The following is a 17,593-nucleotide window of genomic DNA, read 5'->3' as shown; positions in this document are numbered from 1 at the left end:
GTAACCACAGATGCTAACCCGGTTGTTTTCAAGCGCGACACTTCGGCCCCGGACGTGCAACTCGCGGGGGCATGATTCTTCTAATCACGCCTTCAGCATGCGCTAAAGAATGCGCCGCCGCATTGCAGACAGGAACCCAGGAAAGCACCGAATCGGCGGAGAGTTTTCGACAGGCCAGCAGAATGTTGCGCTCGGCTGAGTATTCCGCAGTTATCATAGATGAATCTCTCGCCGAAGCCGACCCCGATGGGGCCGAAGTCTTGCTGCGGCATACCGGCGCCGGCGTCACTCTCTTTGTAAATCTGGGCATCAGCAGTGCCGAACGGGTCGCGCGGGATTTGCGGCACGCTTTGGAACGCCACCGGCGCGAGACCCAACAGGCGCATGACCAGGCAGAGCGCAATTTGCGCAATGAACTACGTGACTCAGTTACCGCCATTCTGCTCTCCTGCGATCTGGTATTGGGCGTGCCGGGCCTGCCTCCAGTAGCGCAGTCGAAAATCCGATCCATTCAGGAGCGAACCACTGATCTCTGCTCACGATTGGGCATCACAGCTGAGGTTCCCAGCTAAGGCCCTGCCATCATTCGGACTTGGTGTCCAGGGCCCCGGAGGGCATCTCAGCTATGGGTCCGGCATCTAATCTCGCCCAGAGACGGAACACCTGCTTTGCGCTGTGTTCCCGCCTTGTTAGGCTCAAGTGCCACGCACAATGTCAACCTCAAATCTGCCCGGGACCACAAATCACAAACCTGGAATGCCAGCCGCACCGGCGATTACTTCCCTGAATCGAGAGGCGCTGGCCCACCGGATTGATGAATTGGGTGAATGGTTCCACAACCTTGATCTTTACGGCATTCCGACCGCTCCCAACCATTTTTTAGGAGACTTCCCCCAGGTCAAGTGGAAACACATTGCGTCCGCAATTCCTGATGACCTCAGGGGCGCGGAGGTACTGGATATCGGCTGTAATGGCGGCTTCTACTCCATCGAGATGAAGCGTCGAGGAGCCGACCGGGTGCTGGGAATTGACGTGGACGATCGCTACCTTAACCAGGCTCGTTTTGCCGCACAAACCCTGGGTTTGGACATTCAATTTGAGAAGCGTTCGGTCTATGAGGTTGACCAGATTTCCGGTCAGTTCGATTACGTGTTGTTCATGGGTGTGTTTTATCACCTGCGGTACCCACTCTTCGCGCTGGATAAAGTCATTAAGAAGGTCCGCGGAAGCTTGCTCTTCCAGACCATGATCAGAGGATCGGAAGCAGCAAAGCAGTGGGACAAGAACTACCACTTCTGGAATAAGCAGATATTCGAGAGCCCGGATTTTCCCTGCATGTATTTTATCGAGCACAGCTACGCCGACGATCCTACCAACTGGTGGCTGCCGAATCGTCCGGCCGCTGAAGCAATGCTGCGCAGTTCTGGCTTGCAAATCATGGCTCATCCTGAGGCAGAGACATGGCTTTGCACACCGCGAAACGCTGTCCGAGATGGACAATACATTCTCGATCTTGAACTAGCGGGCACACTGTAGACGCCCGCAGCCAACAATGAAAGACGGAGCTTGAAATGGTTGAAGCCGTGATGCTGTGGAATGAACCCAACAATCTTTCCCATTGGGACTTCAAAGTAGATCCCGACTGGAAATTGTTTGCGGAAATGGCAATCACTGCAGCCCGCGCGATTCGCGGCGTTAATCCCAGCCTGAAGGTCGTGTTGGGTGGCATTTCTCCTATAGATCCCAATTTCATGCAACTGATGGCCTCGCACGGCGTGCTCAAGGAAGTTGATATTGTCGCGGTCCACGGTTTTCCACTCGACTGGAACCACTGGGACATTCATAGCTGGCCGGAGAAGATTGACGAAATTCGACAGGTGACCGACAAGCCGGTGTGGGTTTCCGAAGCCGGCGCATCGTCCTTCGGAGCTGAGGAAGTGCAGCTATTTGGACTGCACAAAACTGCCGAACTCCTGCTTCCTTTGGTCGAACGGATTCATTGGTACAGCCTCTTTGATTTGCCCGCAACCTGGACCGCTACCACTCGCCACAAAGAATCGGAAGGCAGTTCCTATTATCGGCACTATTACATGGGACTGTTGCGGGAAGACGGTACTCCCAAGATATCGGCGTCCGACTTTCCACAAGGACTGGGCATCTGCCAGTGGTTTCATTATCAGGATCACCGTTTGGAAACGGGCGTGCAATGGCTCCGTCGGCTCGGGGTTCGTTATCTGAGAACCGGGATCAGCTGGGCAGATTCTTTTCGTCCTGACGCGCAAATCTGGTTCGACCGTCAGATGCACGCATTGGATGAGTTCGAGACTACTCTCACTCTTTGTTTCACACCAGAACACTTGGGCATGGTTCCTCACTACACGAGTCCGCCGAAGCAATCGCAAGACTTTGCTGATTTTGCAGCGTGGGCGGTGGACCGCTATGCTCCCACAACTGCAAATAACCACCGCGAGCTAGGCTTTCCTATTGCAAAAGATTTCAGTGCTGCCCGCTAGCTCGCAAAACGTTCCAGACAGTGTTGTCAGCGCTGGCCAGGAGCCGTCATTGAGCGTCTTTGAAGGGCTGACTCTGTCGCCCTCCGGATGGCATCTCAGGTAAGTACTTATCCATCCAACCTCTTGATGCGGCGGAGCATGGTGGCAAAAGGGGCCTCCAGATCTTTCTCCGCATTTATCTGAAGCGGACATGAATAACAAGAGAGTGTTGGTCACCGGTGGAGCCGGATTTTTAGGATCGCACCTCATTGATGCCTTGTTAAAACGTGGGCACACGGTCCGCGTTTATGACAATTTGACGCCACAGGTTCATGCCGATGGGCGTCCCGGATATTTGGCTTCTGAAATCGAATTTGTTAACGGCGACATGCGTGACCCCGACCAGGTTCGCGAGGCAGTCCGCAATGTAGATGTGATATTTCACCTGGCCGCCGCCGTCGGAGTGGGTCAGTCCATGTACGAGATCGCCCATTACATGGGCGCAAATACGCAAGGCACCGCCAATCTGCTTCAGGCGCTGCTTGATACCCGCTGCCGAATAGAGAAACTGATCGTCGCATCTTCAATGTCAATTTATGGTGAAGGTAAATACCTTTGCTCCACTTGCGGGGAGGTGGCCCCTCCACCTAGACCAACAGCTCAGCTCAAACAAAAATCCTGGGAGGCCCTTTGCCCCCGCTGTGGCTCCGTTTTGAAGCCCGTGGGCACCGACGAATCAAAGCCCCTGCAGGCTACCTCCATCTACGCGCTTTCGAAGAAAGATCAGGAGGAGATGGCACTGCTTTTCGGGCGGACCTATGAGCTGCCCGTCGTGGCCCTCCGCTACTTCAACATCTATGGTTCCCGCCAGGCCCTCTCCAATCCATATACCGGGGTCGCTGCAATCTTCGCCTCGCGGCTGATGAACGGAAATCCTCCGCTGGTGTTTGAAGATGGGTTGCAAATGCGGGATTTCGTAAGCGTCTACGACGTAGTACAGGCCAACTTGCTGGCGATGGAACTTGCAAATGCGAACGGAAGAGCCCTGAACGTGGGTTCGGGCGAGGCAATCACAGTCCGCGACGTAGCTTGCGAATTGGCTCGGGCGTTGGGCAGCGACTTGAGTCCGGAGATTACTGGAAAGTACCGTGGCGGAGATATTCGTCACTGCTTTGCGGACATTTCTGCGGCTCGAAAGCTGCTCGGATATGAGCCGCAGGTGCGTTTTGCGGATGGTATTCAAGAATTGGTGCGCTGGTTGGGCTCGCAAACCGCGGAGGATCGAGCGGCAGAGGCGGTTGAAAAACTTACGCAATATGGTCTGGCGGCCTGAATTCTTCAATAGAAAATCTCAAGCACGCTTTATTGGCGAATGCATTTATCGAGTAACGAAATGAAAAAAACAGAATCATTCCGGTCGGTGCTGATATTCGGTGGGGCTGGCTTCATAGGTTCTAATTGGGCGCGGTGTCTGCTCGCAAATACTGACGCAAAAGTCCACATCTATGACAATCTTTCTCGGCAGGGGGTGCGGCATAACCTTGCAGAGCTGCAGAGCATTGCCGGGCGGTCGGGCCGGCTGCAGATCACAATTGGCGATGTGCGCAACTCTGCCATGGTAGAGCGTGCGGTTCGCTCCGCCACAGAGATCTACCATTTTGCGGCACAGGTGGCGGTCACCACCTCAGTGAGCGACCCTCGTACCGATTTCGAAGTGAATATGGGAGGTACTTTCAATATCTTGGAGGCGATTCGCAAGAGTGATCGCCGTCCCTTCCTGTTGTTCACTTCCACCAACAAAGTTTATGGCGAACTCAACTCTTACCGCTTGATCGCCAGCGCCACCCGTTATGGGTATGCGGACGTTTGGGGCGTACCCGAATCACAGCCCCTCGATTTCCACTCCCCTTACGGCTGCTCGAAAGGAGCGGCTGACCAGTACGTGCACGACTATGCGCGGATTTTTAAAATTCCCACTGTTGTATTCCGCATGTCTTGCATCGCCGGTCCGCACCAGTTTGGCAATGAAGACCAGGGCTGGGTGGCACATTTCCTCTATTCCGCGCTGAGCGGCAGCCCGGTCTACATCTACGGCGACGGTCGGCAGGTACGCGACATTCTTTGCGTTGACGATTTGCTGCGTGCGTTTGAAGCAGCACGTGAGCACCGGGCGAACACAGCAGGTCAGGTGTACAACGTCGGCGGTGGACAGGGAAACACCGCGTCCCTCTTGGAGTTGATCACCGAAATCAGGCGACTGACGGGACGTACTCTCCAGTATCAGCTTTCTCCCATGCGGCCAGGCGATCAACTGGTGTATGTAACCGACTTCAGCAAGTTGCGTCGCGATACGGGGTGGAAACCGCAGATCAGTCTTCCTGAAACACTGGAAGCGATGTACGAGTGGTGGAGGCGAAATCGTGAGCTCTTCACCCCTGCGGCGGTGGCCGAGCGTCTGCCGGGAACCTCGCTGGAGCACGTCCCCGAGGTGGCGGCGTGAAATTCGCGCTTGTGAATCCCAACTGGAGCTTCACCGGTTCGATCTATTTCGGATGCCAGGAGCCCCACTATCCTCTTGAGTTGCTTTTCAGCTATGACAAAGTGCGCGAGGCCGGCCACGAGGCCTTGCTGATTGATGCGCAGCTGGAGAACTTCAGTGTGGAAGAAGCTAAACGGAGAGTAGACAGTTTTGACCCAGACTTTTTAGTCATACCCACTGCTCCTTCCTATCTGTTCTGGCGCTGCCCACCGCCCGAAGTGCGTGTTCCCAAGGCCTGGTTCGCGGCTCTCGGCGAAAGATCGGTGAAGGTGGCCATTGGTCCTCACACCTCCGCCACTCCCAGCGCCGCTCTGCGCAAATTGCAGTGTGATGTTGCTCTGCGGGGAGAGCCCGATTACACCATCGCCGAATTGGCTTCCAAACCGTGGTCCCAGATCGAGGGCTGCTGCTGGCGCGACCACGCCGGAGAACACGTAAGCGCAACCTTGGGCGTGGCGGACATGAAAGGCCTGGGCGCACTTGAGTTCCATAACTACAAGGTGGAGTCCCACCGGCATCGCCATCATGTGTTTCACGGCTCAGGCCACGGGGCTGAGCTCGAATTCGCGCGCGGCTGTCCCTGGGCTTGCACTTTCTGCAATAAGACTCTGTTCCGCAATAAGTTTCGCGAGCGCGATGTTGAAGCCGTGCTGGCGGAGGTAGATCGCGTTATTACGCGCGGTGTGGACTACATCTATTTTATTGATGAGATTTTCGGAGTTGGCAAGAACGTTTGTAAGCTGCTGGAGGGAATTGCCGAACGAAACGTCAGCATAGGCTTGCAGACGCGCATTGATCTTTGGAACGAAGAAACCCTCGACTTGTTGGGGAGGGCGCACTGCATCTCAATGGAATGCGGCATCGAGTCCATCACCGATGCTGGTCGCGACCAGTTGAACAAGAATTGCCGGCTTTCGACCGAACGTCTTTCCGAGCTGCTGATTTATGCGCGCAAGCGAATTCCCTGGGTGCAAGCCAACCTGATCCTCACCGAGCACGATGAGCGCGCAGATCTTCGTAAATTTCAGGAGCACCTCAAGGCCCATGATGTTTGGGTGAGCGAGCCGGTGCCGATGTATCCCTTCCCAGGCACCCCCTTGTACCAGCAGATGTTTGGCCTGCCGGATGACAAGGCATGGGAGCGCGCCCACCAGTACTACACCACGGCATTCCGCGATAAAGGTTACAGCGATATACAGGAGCAGAAGCCGGCTCCGCTCGAGGAACTGGAATGCGCGTCTTAGTCACCGCCGACACTTTGGGCGGCGTCTGGACTTACACTCGCGAATTGGTCAGGGGCCTGTTGGGTCGTGGCATCCAGGTAACTCTGGTCAGCTTCGGTCAAATACCCAGTGAGGAGCAATCCGCCTGGATGAGCGCTTTTCCGGCGCTCGACTATCGCCCCACCGGCTTCCGCTTGGAATGGATGCACGACGCGGAACGCGACCTCGAGGATTCTGCGGACTACCTGACCGACATAATCAAAGAGGTCAAGCCTGACCTGCTCCACCTGGGCCAGTACTACTATGGAAGTTTGAAAGTGGAAGTCCCGCGAGTGGTCGTCGCGCACAGTGATGTTCTCAGTTGGTGGATCGCGGTTGATGGAGCGCCTCCCCCGGATTCGGCCTGGGTTCGCTGGTATCGAGCTACCGTGAGCCGCGGGTTGCAGGATGCCACCGCGGTTGTAGCGCCATCACGCTGGATGTTGGATTCACTGGCCAAGAATTTCCCGCTGCCACGGCGGTCGATGGTGATTTACAACGGCCGCGATCCAAAGTTATTCGCGTCCTACATGGACAAAAAACCATCCTCCCTTCTGTCGGTCGGTCGCCTGTGGGACAGCGCTAAAAATACCGCATTACTCACCCAACGCGTGCACCCGGCGCAAGTCTGTATTGTCGGCTCGGAAGAGCATCCGGATGAAGTATTCAGAGGCAATGTCGGGCTAAGGGCCAGGCCGGGTCTGGAGATCAAAGGGCAGCAATCCGAAAGAGAGTTGCGATTGCTGTACGCCCGTTCGTCCATTTATGCTGCGACCTCACGTTACGAGCCTTTCGGACTCGCACCGCTGGAAGCTGCGCTTTCGGGCTGTGCTCTTATCGCGAATGACATCCCCACATTTAGAGAGCTTTGGGATGACGCCGCTCTGTTCTTCCAGAGTAATGATGCCGATGCTCTTTCGCAGGCTATTCGCCAACTCGCCTCCGACCCTGAGTTGTGCAAATCGTATGGACGCAAGGCGTATCAGAGAGCGCGCGAGCGCTATACCGCAACTCGCATGGTGGATCAGTATCTCGGTCTGTATGAAAACCTCGTAGGCGCGCAGGTCGCCGCAGCGTGAGTACCCGCCTCGAATTGCGTTTTTTTGCGCACTCCTGGATTTCCGACTGGAACCATGGGAACGCTCATTTTCTGCGTGGTCTGGTGCGGCAGTTGATGCGGTCCGGGCACAACGTGCGCTGCTACGAACAGAGCGGCTCCTGGTCGGTTGGAAATCTCATGCAGCAGGAAGGCGAGCAGTCGGGCGCGGCGCTGCAACAGTTTTGGAAGACTTTCCCCGAGCTCGACATCCGCTTCTATCGGAACAATGAAACTTTCCGCGAATTTGCCACCCAAGAGCTACGAGGCTCGGATGTTGTCGTGGTACATGAATGGAATCCACCTGAAGTGGTTAACACGATTTTGTCAATGAAGGAACGTCTTGGATTTCGCGTCCTGCTGCACGACACGCACCACCGCGCCTACAGCAACCCCGCAGAGATGCTTCGCTTTCGCATACACCTCTTCGATGGAGTGCTGGCATTTGGCGAGGCCATACGCCGCATCTACTCCGAAGCATTCGGGGTCGCGCGGACCTGGACCTTTCACGAGGCCGCGGATATCAGCAATTTCCAACCCATCGTCGGCCAAAAAGACGCGGATGTAATCTGGATTGGGAACTGGGGTGACGAAGAGCGTACCCGCGAACTGCAGGAATTCCTGATCGGGCCGGCGGCGGCACTGCCTGACCGTAAGTTTGTGGTCCACGGCGTCCGTTATCCGCAGGAGGCGCGTGCAAAGCTGGCAGCCGCCGGAATTGAATTTCGTGGATACTGCCCCAATCTGTGCGCTCCGCAGGTTTACGGGCGGAGTCGCATCACGTTGCACGTTCCCCGGCGCCAATATGCGAACGGCCTGAGTGGTATCCCGACCATTCGTGTGTTCGAAGCCATGGCGTGCGGTATCCCGTTGCTGTGCTCTCCATGGACCGATACCGAGCGCCTTTTCCGGCCGGGTGAGGACTACATTTACGCTACCGACGGGAAAGCAATGCAGGCTGAGCTTGGCCGCCTGCTTCGTGACGATGCTGCGCGGCAGCAACTAGCCGCGAATGGCTTGGAAACAATTCGCCAGCGCCACACCTGTGCACACCGCGCCAGCCAGCTGATGGATATTTGCGAGGAACTCGGACGATGAAGATCTTTGTTTTCGGGTCCAGCCTGACTTCGTGCTACTGGAACGGAGCCGCAACGTACTATCGCGGCATTTACAAGAACCTGAACGCCCTCGGGCACGAAATCACTTTCGCTGAACCGGATATCTACGATCGCCAGAAGAACCGCGATGCTGGCGAGATCAATTATGCCGAGGTCATCATTTACAAGACGCCAGGTGACCTCGACCGAATGTTGGCTCAGGCCGCAGGTTCCGACCTGGTAATCAAGCACAGCGGGGTCGGTGCGGATGACGAATTTCTGGAACGCGAGGTGCTTCGATTGCGCTCCGCCGCTACCCGGGTTGTCTTTTGGGACGTGGATGCACCCGCCACATTGGCGCGAATCGAGACTCACCACGAAGATCCCTTTCGAGAGCTCATACCGCAGTATGACTTTATTTTTACTTATGGCGGCGGACAGCCGGTCGTGCAGCACTATTTGAGATTCGGGGCGCGAAACTGTCACCCCATCTACAACGCGCTCGACCCTGAAACCCACCATCCTGTGCCGCCCGATCCGGATTTGGGCTGTGATCTGGTTTTTGTAGGCAATCGCCTGCCCGATCGCGAGCGGCGGATGGAAGAGTTCTTTTTGCGGGCCGCCGAGCTGGCTCCGGAGATGCAATTCGTGCTCGGCGGAGAAGGCTGGGCTGGAAAGCGCATGCCTTCGAACGTGCGCTGGATTGGCCACGTGGGCACGGGCGATCACAACCGGGTGAATTGCTCTGCCCGAATGGTGCTTAACATCAACCGAGATTCCATGGCCAACGTCGGATTCTCTCCCCCAACCCGCGTATTCGAGGCCGCCGGGGCCGGCGCATGTCTTATCACTGACGCGTGGTCGGGAATCGAACAGTTTTTCGAGCCAGGGTGCGAGATATTGCCCGCTGCCTCTGCCTCAGAGATCGTCAACTGGCTGCGCAGTGTGGATGAGAAAAAGGCGAAAGCCATAGGCAAAGCTATGCGCGCCCATGCCTTGCGCGATCACACCTACTCGCTGCGTGCGCGAGAGGTGGACTCGCTCTTGGCCAGGAACTACGCCACAACTGAAGATAAATCACAAGCTCTGGTGGCCTGAGCAGGGAAGGCAAGAAGATGAAAATCGTAATCTTCGGCTTATCAATAACCTCGGCATGGGGGAATGGTCACGCCACAACCTTTCGCGCTCTGGCGAAGGCATTGCACGCTCGCGGCCACCGCGTCGTATTTTTCGAGAAAGACCTGGAGTGGTACGCCTCCAACCGCGACCTGCCGGAGCCAGAGTTCTGCTCGGTCCGAATTTTCGACGATTGGGGCAGTATCGTCCCCGAAGTCCGCGGGCAGCTGCGCGATTGTGACGTTGCCATGGTGGGGTCGTATTTTCCCGAGGGCATCAATGCCGTTGACGAGATGCTGGATTCAGCAGCGCCGGTCAAGACTTTCTATGACATTGACACGCCCGTAACTCTCGACCAGCTGCGCGCCTCCGGCCATACCGATTACTTGCTGAAAGAGCAGATACCCGGTCTTGATCTTTACTTCAGTTTTACAGGCGGCCCTATGTTGCGGGAACTGCAGCACAGGTTCGGCGCTTCACGAGCCGTTCCGCTGTACTGTTCCGTGGATCCGCAACAGTATCACTCATGGCCGGTGCATAAGCGATACGAGTGCGACATGAGCTACATGGGTACATATGCCCCCGACCGACAGCCTAAAATCGAGCAGTTTTTCTGTGATCCGGCCCGCAGGTCGCCAAACTCGAGATTTCTTATTGCAGGTCCACAGTATCCACGTAACTTGCGCTGGCCATCAAACGCGCGAAGAATTAATCACTTGAATCCGCGCTGGCATCCGCGTTTCTATAGTTCATCTCGGCTCACCCTCAACGTCACACGGCGCGCCATGGTGCAGGCGGGCTATTCACCATCGGTCCGCCTGTTCGAAGCAGCCGCCTGCGGCGCCACGATTGTCTCCGACAATTGGCCAGGACTTGATACCTTCTTCGCTCCAGGAAGAGAAATTCTTCTGCCCACAGGTGGTGAGGACGTGGTGCGCTTCCTTTCCGCGCCGGAAGACGAACTGCGTGCGATCGGTAGAGCTGGACAAGAACGCGTGCTTGCCGAGCACACCTCAGAAAAACGAGCGCAACAGTTTGAGCAGTTTATTTCTGCGGTGAAGGCCACTCCCGCAGTAGCTCAGGCCAGAGTTCGTGAAGACGCGTTGGTTGCGTGAGTTGCTCTTGTTCAGGAGCTACAGAATTATAAGGTGTGAACTAGTAGGATATTCCTGGCTGCCCATGGAAACTCCTTTCTTCTGCTAAGCATCTCTACTAGTAGGGGCGAAAGCTCTCCCTTGCCTTCTTCCGCAGCGTAAGTTAATTAAACAACACAGGAGTGTCCAGTGAGAATAGCCATCATCGCGCCGCCGTTCATCAGTGTTCCGCCAAAGGTGTATGGGGGAACAGAATTGTTCGTCGCCGAATTAGCTGCCGGCCTCAAAGAATTAGGAATGGATGTAGTGGTGTATGCCAATGGCGAATCAACTCTGGATGTGGAGGTCCGGGCGTTGTACCCCAAAGGGGAGTGGCCGATTAAGGGTGAGATTTACGACAATTTGAAAGACGTAAACCATACCTCCTGGGCAGTGCGCGACGCCGCGCAAAGCTGCGACCTAATTCACATCAACAATGTACCGGGGCTGGCATGCTCCCGTTTTGTAGATCCCCGTTTTGTCTACACGATTCACCATCCTCACCTTGAAGGGTTGAGTGCGTTCTATCAATACTTCCCTGAAGTGAATTTCGTGACCATCAGTGATTTCCAGCGGCGAATGGAAAAGATGCCGCACATGCAGACCATCCATCACGGAATTGATATGTCCCTCTATGAACTGCGTCGCAAGAAGCAACCGTATTTGAGCTTTCTCGGACGCATCGCCCCCATCAAGGGAACTCATTTGGCGATTCAGGCAGCAAAGCAGGCCGGTATACCGTTGAAAATCGCGGGCGAGGTCCAGCCCCTGTTCCGTGACTATTTCGAGCAGGAGATAAAGCCGCATATTGACGGTAAATCGGTTGAATTCATTGGCTCAGCCGACATCGCGACCAAGAACGAACTGTTAGGGAACTCCCTGGCGATGCTGTTTCCGATCCAATGGGATGAACCATTTGGCTTAGTGATGCTCGAAGCGATGGCCTGCGGAACGCCGGTTCTGGCGCTGCCCGGAGGTGCGGTGGAAGAAGTAGTCCTGGATGGAATCAGTGGCTACATTTGCCATTCTGTGCAGGAAATGACAGAGCGGGCAAGGAATATCGAAGGTACCATCCCGCCGGCTACTATCAGGCAATATGTAAGCGAGCGGTTTTCGCTGGAGCGCATGGTCTCGCAATACGCCAAGCTGTATGATCAGATCCTTGCGGGGACGAAAGCTCCCGCTGCCGCCGAGGTCACCGAAATACCTGTTAAAAACCGCGCCATAGCATGAGCACGCGGCTCTCCATTCCCGAGGATGCGCTGGTCGAGATTCCATCTCCGCACCTGGCACGGCGGCGTGCGTTCCAAAGTTTTGAGCCGCGGAAAGTCAATAACCTCACCCTGATTGATGGGAAAACTTTTCTTTCCACTACCGTTGCCGGTGATATTGCGCCCTCGGGCGCGCCCGACGTCGGCTTCTTTCATGATGACACGCGCTTCCTCAGTCACCTTGAGTTAAGGATCGGCGGCCATCGTGCGCTGATGCTCTCGTCCGGTACAGAAAACAATTACAACTCACAAATCGAATTGACCACGGCCAACATTACTCTGCGCAATTCATTCGACCTCCCGGAAAACACTATCCACGTTCGCCGTGAGCAGTTGTTAGCCAACGAAGTCTTTTTTGATCGCCTTACGTTTGAGAACTTTAATCTTTCCTCGGTTGATCTGCTGGTTGAACTGACCTACGACGCTGACTTTGTGGATGTCTTCCAGGTGCGAGGTGTGGCACGCGAGGCCGAAGGTCAGTACTTTCAACCTATCATTCATGGAAACCGGTTGTCGTTTTATTATCGCGGGCGAGACGGGATTCTTCGTTATTCGGTCGTGGAGATGAGTCCCGCCCCGGATGACCTGGACGAGCACATCGCGCGTTGGGAGCTGAAACTCCCGCCCTTGAAGAAATTCAGTTTGGAAGTGACTGTAACTCCGTTTGTAGAGGGCCGAGAGAGTCGTGCCACCGGCTACGATCACGCCGCCAAGCTCCGTTTGCGGCGGCAGAAATACACCGAGTGGCGAAACGACTCAACCCACTTTGAAAGCAGCCAGGGCGTGTTCGATGCAATGCTCAACACGGCCATCGGGGATTTTCACGCGCTGCAGGTTCCCGATCGCGACCAGCGCACCATAGCCGCCGGCATACCCTGGTTTGCCACCATCTTCGGACGCGACTCGATCATTTCTTCCTATCAGGCACTTTCCTTAAATCCTCAACTTGCAACCGATACGTTGCGGGTCTTGGCACGCTATCAGGGCACAGAGTACAACGACTGGCGCGACGAGGAACCCGGCAAAATTTTGCACGAGTTTCGCAACGGAGAGCTGACCCGTTCCGGCGAGATGCCTTTCGGTCCGTATTACGGCTCGGTGGATGCCACCCCGCTGTTTCTCATCCTATTAAGCGAAACCTACAACTGGACTGCTGACGACGAGCTGGTGCGTGAGTTGCTCCCGGCAGCCTATCGTGCTCTCGACTGGATTGATCGTTACGGCGATCTCGATGGCGACGGTCTTATCGAGTATCAGCGTCGCTCACCCAAAGGCTTGTTCAACCAGGGATGGAAAGATTCCTGGGACGCTAACATGCGAGCGGACGGGTCCATTGCCAAACCGCCCATCGCACTGGTTGAAGTCCAAGGCTATGTTTATGACGCGAAGTACCGCATGGCATCTTTGCTGCGCAGTTTCGGGGACACCTCGCGGGCCGACCGCCTGAAACGCGAAGCGACTGAGATGTCCAAGCGATTGGATAAAGCCTTCTGGATGTCTGGGCAGAACTATTATGCGATGGCACTGGATTCTCAAAAAAAGCAGGTTGACGTGGTCTCCTCCAACGTCGGCCACCTGCTTTTTACTCGCGCTCTCTCCCGCGAACGGATGCGAGTGGTGGTAGAGCGGCTGATGTGTGACGACATGTTCACCGGGTGGGGCTGGCGGACCTTGTCCCGCGCGGAGCGCGTCTTTAATCCCCTCAGCTATCATCGCGGATCGGTCTGGCCGCACGACAATTCTCTAATTGCCCATGGCATGGCACTCAATGAATATCGCGGGCCTGCGCTCCGTGCTTTGACGTCATTGTTCGAGGCTGCCTTATATTTCCGGGACTATCGTCTGCCCGAACTCTTTTGCGGTGTGCAGCGCGGGGAAAATGACCAGCCTGTCCATTACCCGGTTTCCTGTTCGCCGCAGGCGTGGGCGTCGGGGGCAATGTTTCTGATTTTAAGTTCTGTTCTGGGCATTCGGCCCAGTGCTCAGCGAAGGGAATTGAACATCATCAACCCCGAGCTTCCGGAGTGGCTCGGCCAGCTCCACATTCGTCACCTGCGTGTGGGAAAGAGCAGGGTCAGCTTGGACTTTACTCGCAGTCACGACCGCACTTTCTGCAACGTTGTGGGGATCACCGGTGAGAAGCTGTTGGTGAACGTTGCCTTCAAAAAGTAGTTGCGGAGTTTGCGCTGGCTACCGATTCAACTACACTATCTCCGTTATCATCCCGGAGGGAAAATGCCAGAGGTAAAAATCGTTGTCCGTAAAAATGGCCCGTACCGCGTAGAGGCGCCACTTGGTTCCATTGAACTAGTGGATGCCGATGGGAATGCGTACGACCTCAGCACCAAGTTGAAAGACGGCAAGCTGGCGTTCTCGTTGTGCCGTTGCGGCGGATCGGTAACGAAACCTTTTTGCGACGGCAACCACACGAAAATTGGTTTTCAGGCGGCTGAAGCGGCAGTCAAGAAGGCGGACGACGGTCAGAGTCCCATCGGCACAAAAATTTGATCTGGGGAAGTCACTTGGAGGCAGCACTGCTCTCTTCCGCGGCAGGCCGCACCATCCGCGCCATTGAGCCCTCCACCAGGCCGGGAAGCAACTGGTAGAGCTTTATGAAAATCTTATCCCGCCAGGGCACAACCACTTCGCGTTTACGCTTCACGTATCCGTTTAACACTGCTCGCGCCACCCGTTCCGGACGGATACCAGTTTGGGAAGGCGGCCGGAGTTCTTTGCGGTCTACACCCTGGACACGATTTACGGAGAAGTTAGTGCGCACATATCCAGGGCAGACTGTCATCACATGAACGCCGGTTTTAGCTAATTCTGCCCGCGCCGCCTTGCCGATCGCGTTCATAGCAAATTTGGTAGCGCTGTAGGCGGCAGAGTACGGCAATGGGATATGTCCGGCCACGCTGGAAATATTAATTATGGCGCCCGAACCCTGGCGTTTCATTATGGGAATCACAGCCTGCATTGCCTGAACAGTTCCAAAAAAATTCGTATCGAACATATCCCGACATGCAGCCATGTCCATCTCAGCCACAGAGTCGGCCAGTCCGTGCCCGGCGTTGTTGATCCACACATCAATGCGCCCGAAGTGATGGATGGTGAGCCCGACCAGGCGATCAATCTCTTCCCGATTCCGAACATCGCAGGCCAGCGCGATGGTCTGTTCGGTGTATCCGATTCGCTGCCGGGCTGCCTCCGCGCGTGCCATGTCGCGCGAAGACAGTACGATGCGCGCCCGGTGCTCAGCAAAAATCTTGGCCAGCGCCTCACCAATCCCCATGGACGCACCGGTGATAACAACTGCCTGGCCCGAGAGTGAAATCTCCATGCGCTGCTTGTATTCCTGCCTAAACTTCAAGTCAAGTCGCTGGCGTAGAATCTTGGGAACCCCGCTTCAGGCGGGGAACCGCGGAGGAGAACTGCTTTGAGCGTGGTGGTGCCCTTGTTCCCCCTGGAAGTAGTGCTGTTTCCGGACACGCCCCTCCCCCTCCACATCTTCGAGCCGCGCTATCGAGAGATGATCGGCGAGTGCCTTGAGGAAAAGAAAGTGTTTGGCGTGGTGCGCGCCAAGGAGAGCAGCCTCGCGGAAATCGGCTGCACCGCGGAGATCCTCACCGTCGCCAAGAAGTATGACGATGGCCGCCTGGACATTGTCACTGAAGGCCGCCGCCGCTTTCGTATTCAGCAGGTCAAACACGATAGGCCGTTTCTTCAGGGGGAAATCGAATACTTTGAAGATGAGGCGAGCGCCGTGAAACCGAGCGATGCCAAGCGAGCGCTGGAGCTCTATGCCGAAATTGCTCAACTGATGGGTGGCGAGTCCGCCCCTCCCGACGCAAATGAACCGCAACTCTCCTTCGTTTTGGCAGGAACACTGCCCTTGGACCTCGATTTCAAACAAACCCTGCTGGGCCTGCGCTCCGAGTCCGAAAGAATTTTGGGACTGATCGAGTACTACGAAGCGGTACTGCCAAATCTGCGCCGTGCGGTCAAAGCACGCGAAAAGGCCGGCGGAAATGGCCACGCGGGTTGAGCGTATAATCGGGTCAACTTTGTTCTTTTCCGGGGGTTTTTACCTGTTATGAATCTGCCGCGCACTCTGGGCGAATTGCGGCGCAGCTCGTTTTCTGAAAATCGGCTGCGCTCCCGCCGCGTAAAGGACGAAATGCGCGAAAACCTGGTGGCCAGGCTGCGCCAGGGCGGCCCACTATTTCCTGGCATCGTCGGTTACGAAGATACTGTCATCCCACAGATCGTTAATGCCATTCTTTCCCGTCATAATTTCATTTTGTTGGGACTTCGCGGCCAGGCCAAGAGCCGGATTTTGCGCGCGCTTGCCACCTTGCTGGACGAGCAGACGCCCTACATCGAGGGTTGCGAGATCCACGACAATCCTTACGCTCCGATTTGCCGCCATTGCCAGGATGAAATCGCCAAACTCGGCGACGCGGTACCCATTGCGTACTTGACTGCGGAACACCGCTACGTGGAGAAGCTGGCTACCCCGGACGTGACCATTGCTGATCTGATCGGCGACATTGATCCCATCAAAGCGGCCAGGGGCGGGCATCAGCTGAGCAGCGAGCTCACCGTCCATTACGGCTTGTTGCCCCGCGCTAATCGCGGAATCTTCGCCATCAACGAGCTGCCGGACCTTGCCGGCAAAATCCAGGTGGGATTATTCAACATCATGCAGGAAGGTGATGTGCAGATTAAGGGTTATCCCATCCGCCTGCCGTTGGATGTGGCGCTTGTGTTCACTGCCAACCCGGAAGACTATACCGCTCGGGGCAAGATCATCACCCCTCTCAAAGACCGGATTGGCTCTGAGATTCGGACCCACTATCCGGCCACCGTGGAAGAGGGAATCGCGATCACCAGCCAGGAAGCCTGGACGCAGCGCGACGGCTATCAGCTGCACGTCCCCAAGTACGTGCGCGAGGTCATCGAGCGTATCGCGTTCGCGGCCCGCGAGGACAAGAAAATTGATAAACGCTCCGGCATCAGTCAGCGATTGCCAATTTCCTGCATGGAGAATGTCATCTCCAATGCTGAGCGCCGCGCGATTCGCAACCAGGAAAAAGTCGTGGTGCCACGTGTCGGCGATATCTATGCCGCCATGCCGGCCATTACCGGCAAGCTGGAACTTGAGTACGAAGGCGAGATGCGCGGAGCTGACAATGTTGCTCGCGAGCTCATTCGTAGCGCCATCGCTAAGACCTTCGACGAATACTTCAGCGGTGTCAATATGCAGCAAGTGGTGCAGTGGTTCGATCTTGGTGGCGAAATTCGCATGACCGATAACGCTCCCACCGAAAAAATGTTCGATGAGCTCAAAAATATTCAGGGCCTCCTCGACAAACTCGCCGCTCTGAGCATCAAGAACAAAGAACCGCAGGAGCTGCAAGTCTCCGGCGCGGAGTTCGTGTTGGAAGGCCTTTACGCTCATAAGCGCATCGGCCGTAGCGAGGAGCGCGTCTTCACTGCCGGGGAGAAGCAGCCACGGCGGCAGGAGAAGCCCTTCGAGCGCGAAGAACCTCTGCCGCCACGCAGCAGAAGGCCCTATAACTGAGAA

At 55.9% G+C, this 17,593-nt stretch carries 16 protein-coding genes; 15 read left to right on the top strand and 1 reads right to left on the bottom strand.

The genetic code is table 11. The features are described from left to right. Positions 1-71 precede the first annotated feature (71 nt). The 13 genes from VFA76_09125 to VFA76_09065 all read left to right on the top strand — a co-directional run bounded on the left by VFA76_09125 (position 72) and on the right by VFA76_09065 (position 14,514). Entirely contained in the window at positions 72-572 is a 501-nt protein-coding gene (locus VFA76_09125) for a hypothetical protein (GenBank protein ID HZR31999.1), read from the top strand. A gap of 184 nt (positions 573-756) precedes the next feature. Continuing rightward, entirely contained in the window at positions 757-1,536 is a 780-nt protein-coding gene (locus tag VFA76_09120) for a TIGR04290 family methyltransferase (protein HZR31998.1), read from the top strand. A 35-nt stretch (positions 1,537-1,571) separates the two neighbouring features. Further along, a complete protein-coding gene (locus VFA76_09115; protein HZR31997.1) occupies positions 1,572-2,513 on the top strand; it encodes a beta-xylosidase in 942 nt (313 codons plus the stop codon). Between the two features lie 190 nt (positions 2,514-2,703). After that, positions 2,704-3,825, top strand: coding sequence for an NAD-dependent epimerase/dehydratase family protein (locus tag VFA76_09110; protein HZR31996.1), 1,122 nt, complete (start codon positions 2,704-2,706; stop codon positions 3,823-3,825). A gap of 60 nt (positions 3,826-3,885) precedes the next feature. After that, complete coding sequence (locus VFA76_09105) at positions 3,886-4,992, top strand: GDP-mannose 4,6-dehydratase (GenBank protein HZR31995.1); 1,107 nt, start codon at positions 3,886-3,888, stop codon at positions 4,990-4,992. Then, positions 4,989-6,275 (top strand): TIGR04295 family B12-binding domain-containing radical SAM protein, encoded by a 1,287-nt coding sequence (locus VFA76_09100; GenBank protein HZR31994.1) that lies wholly within the window; start codon positions 4,989-4,991, stop codon positions 6,273-6,275. The genes VFA76_09105 and VFA76_09100 overlap by 4 nt, the downstream gene beginning before the upstream one ends. After that, positions 6,263-7,372 (top strand): glycosyltransferase family 4 protein, encoded by a 1,110-nt coding sequence (locus VFA76_09095; protein HZR31993.1) that lies wholly within the window; start codon positions 6,263-6,265, stop codon positions 7,370-7,372. Before VFA76_09100 ends, VFA76_09095 begins: the two co-directional genes overlap by 13 nt. Then, positions 7,369-8,487, top strand: a complete 1,119-nt coding sequence (locus tag VFA76_09090) for a glycosyltransferase (protein ID HZR31992.1) — start codon at positions 7,369-7,371, stop codon at positions 8,485-8,487. The genes VFA76_09095 and VFA76_09090 overlap by 4 nt, the downstream gene beginning before the upstream one ends. Further along, on the top strand, positions 8,484-9,584 hold the full coding sequence (locus VFA76_09085) for a glycosyltransferase (protein ID HZR31991.1): 1,101 nt from the start codon (positions 8,484-8,486) through the stop codon (positions 9,582-9,584). Before VFA76_09090 ends, VFA76_09085 begins: the two co-directional genes overlap by 4 nt. Before the next feature lie 17 nt (positions 9,585-9,601). After that, a complete protein-coding gene (locus VFA76_09080) occupies positions 9,602-10,717 on the top strand; it encodes a glycosyltransferase (protein ID HZR31990.1) in 1,116 nt (371 codons plus the stop codon). Between the two features lie 168 nt (positions 10,718-10,885). Then, complete coding sequence (locus tag VFA76_09075; GenBank protein HZR31989.1) at positions 10,886-11,968, top strand: glycosyltransferase family 4 protein; 1,083 nt, start codon at positions 10,886-10,888, stop codon at positions 11,966-11,968. Next, on the top strand, positions 11,965-14,178 hold the full coding sequence (locus tag VFA76_09070) for an amylo-alpha-1,6-glucosidase (GenBank protein HZR31988.1): 2,214 nt from the start codon (positions 11,965-11,967) through the stop codon (positions 14,176-14,178). Before VFA76_09075 ends, VFA76_09070 begins: the two co-directional genes overlap by 4 nt. Before the next feature lie 63 nt (positions 14,179-14,241). Beyond that, positions 14,242-14,514: a CDGSH iron-sulfur domain-containing protein gene (locus tag VFA76_09065; GenBank protein HZR31987.1), complete on the top strand. Its 273-nt coding sequence runs from the start codon at positions 14,242-14,244 to the stop codon at positions 14,512-14,514. Between the two features lie 10 nt (positions 14,515-14,524). On the opposite strand, the gene VFA76_09060 is transcribed toward VFA76_09065, so the two are convergent. Then, positions 14,525-15,346: an SDR family NAD(P)-dependent oxidoreductase gene (locus VFA76_09060; GenBank protein HZR31986.1), complete on the bottom strand. Its 822-nt coding sequence runs from the start codon at positions 15,344-15,346 to the stop codon at positions 14,525-14,527. A 102-nt stretch (positions 15,347-15,448) separates the two neighbouring features. Between VFA76_09060 and VFA76_09055 the strand changes: the two genes are divergently transcribed. Next, positions 15,449-16,051, top strand: a complete 603-nt coding sequence (locus VFA76_09055; GenBank protein ID HZR31985.1) for an LON peptidase substrate-binding domain-containing protein — start codon at positions 15,449-15,451, stop codon at positions 16,049-16,051. 48 nt (positions 16,052-16,099) lie between these two features. Next, the gene (locus VFA76_09050) at positions 16,100-17,590 is read left to right on the top strand and encodes a magnesium chelatase (protein HZR31984.1); all 1,491 of its coding nucleotides are present in this window, start codon (positions 16,100-16,102) and stop codon (positions 17,588-17,590) included. Positions 17,591-17,593: the final 3 nt, after the last annotated feature.

The organism is Terriglobales bacterium, assembly GCA_035651655.1.
Lineage (GTDB): Bacteria > Acidobacteriota > Terriglobia > Terriglobales > Acidobacteriaceae > DASRFG01.
Note: the sequence above shows the minus strand (reverse complement) of the source record. Positions and strands in the feature narration are given on the sequence as shown.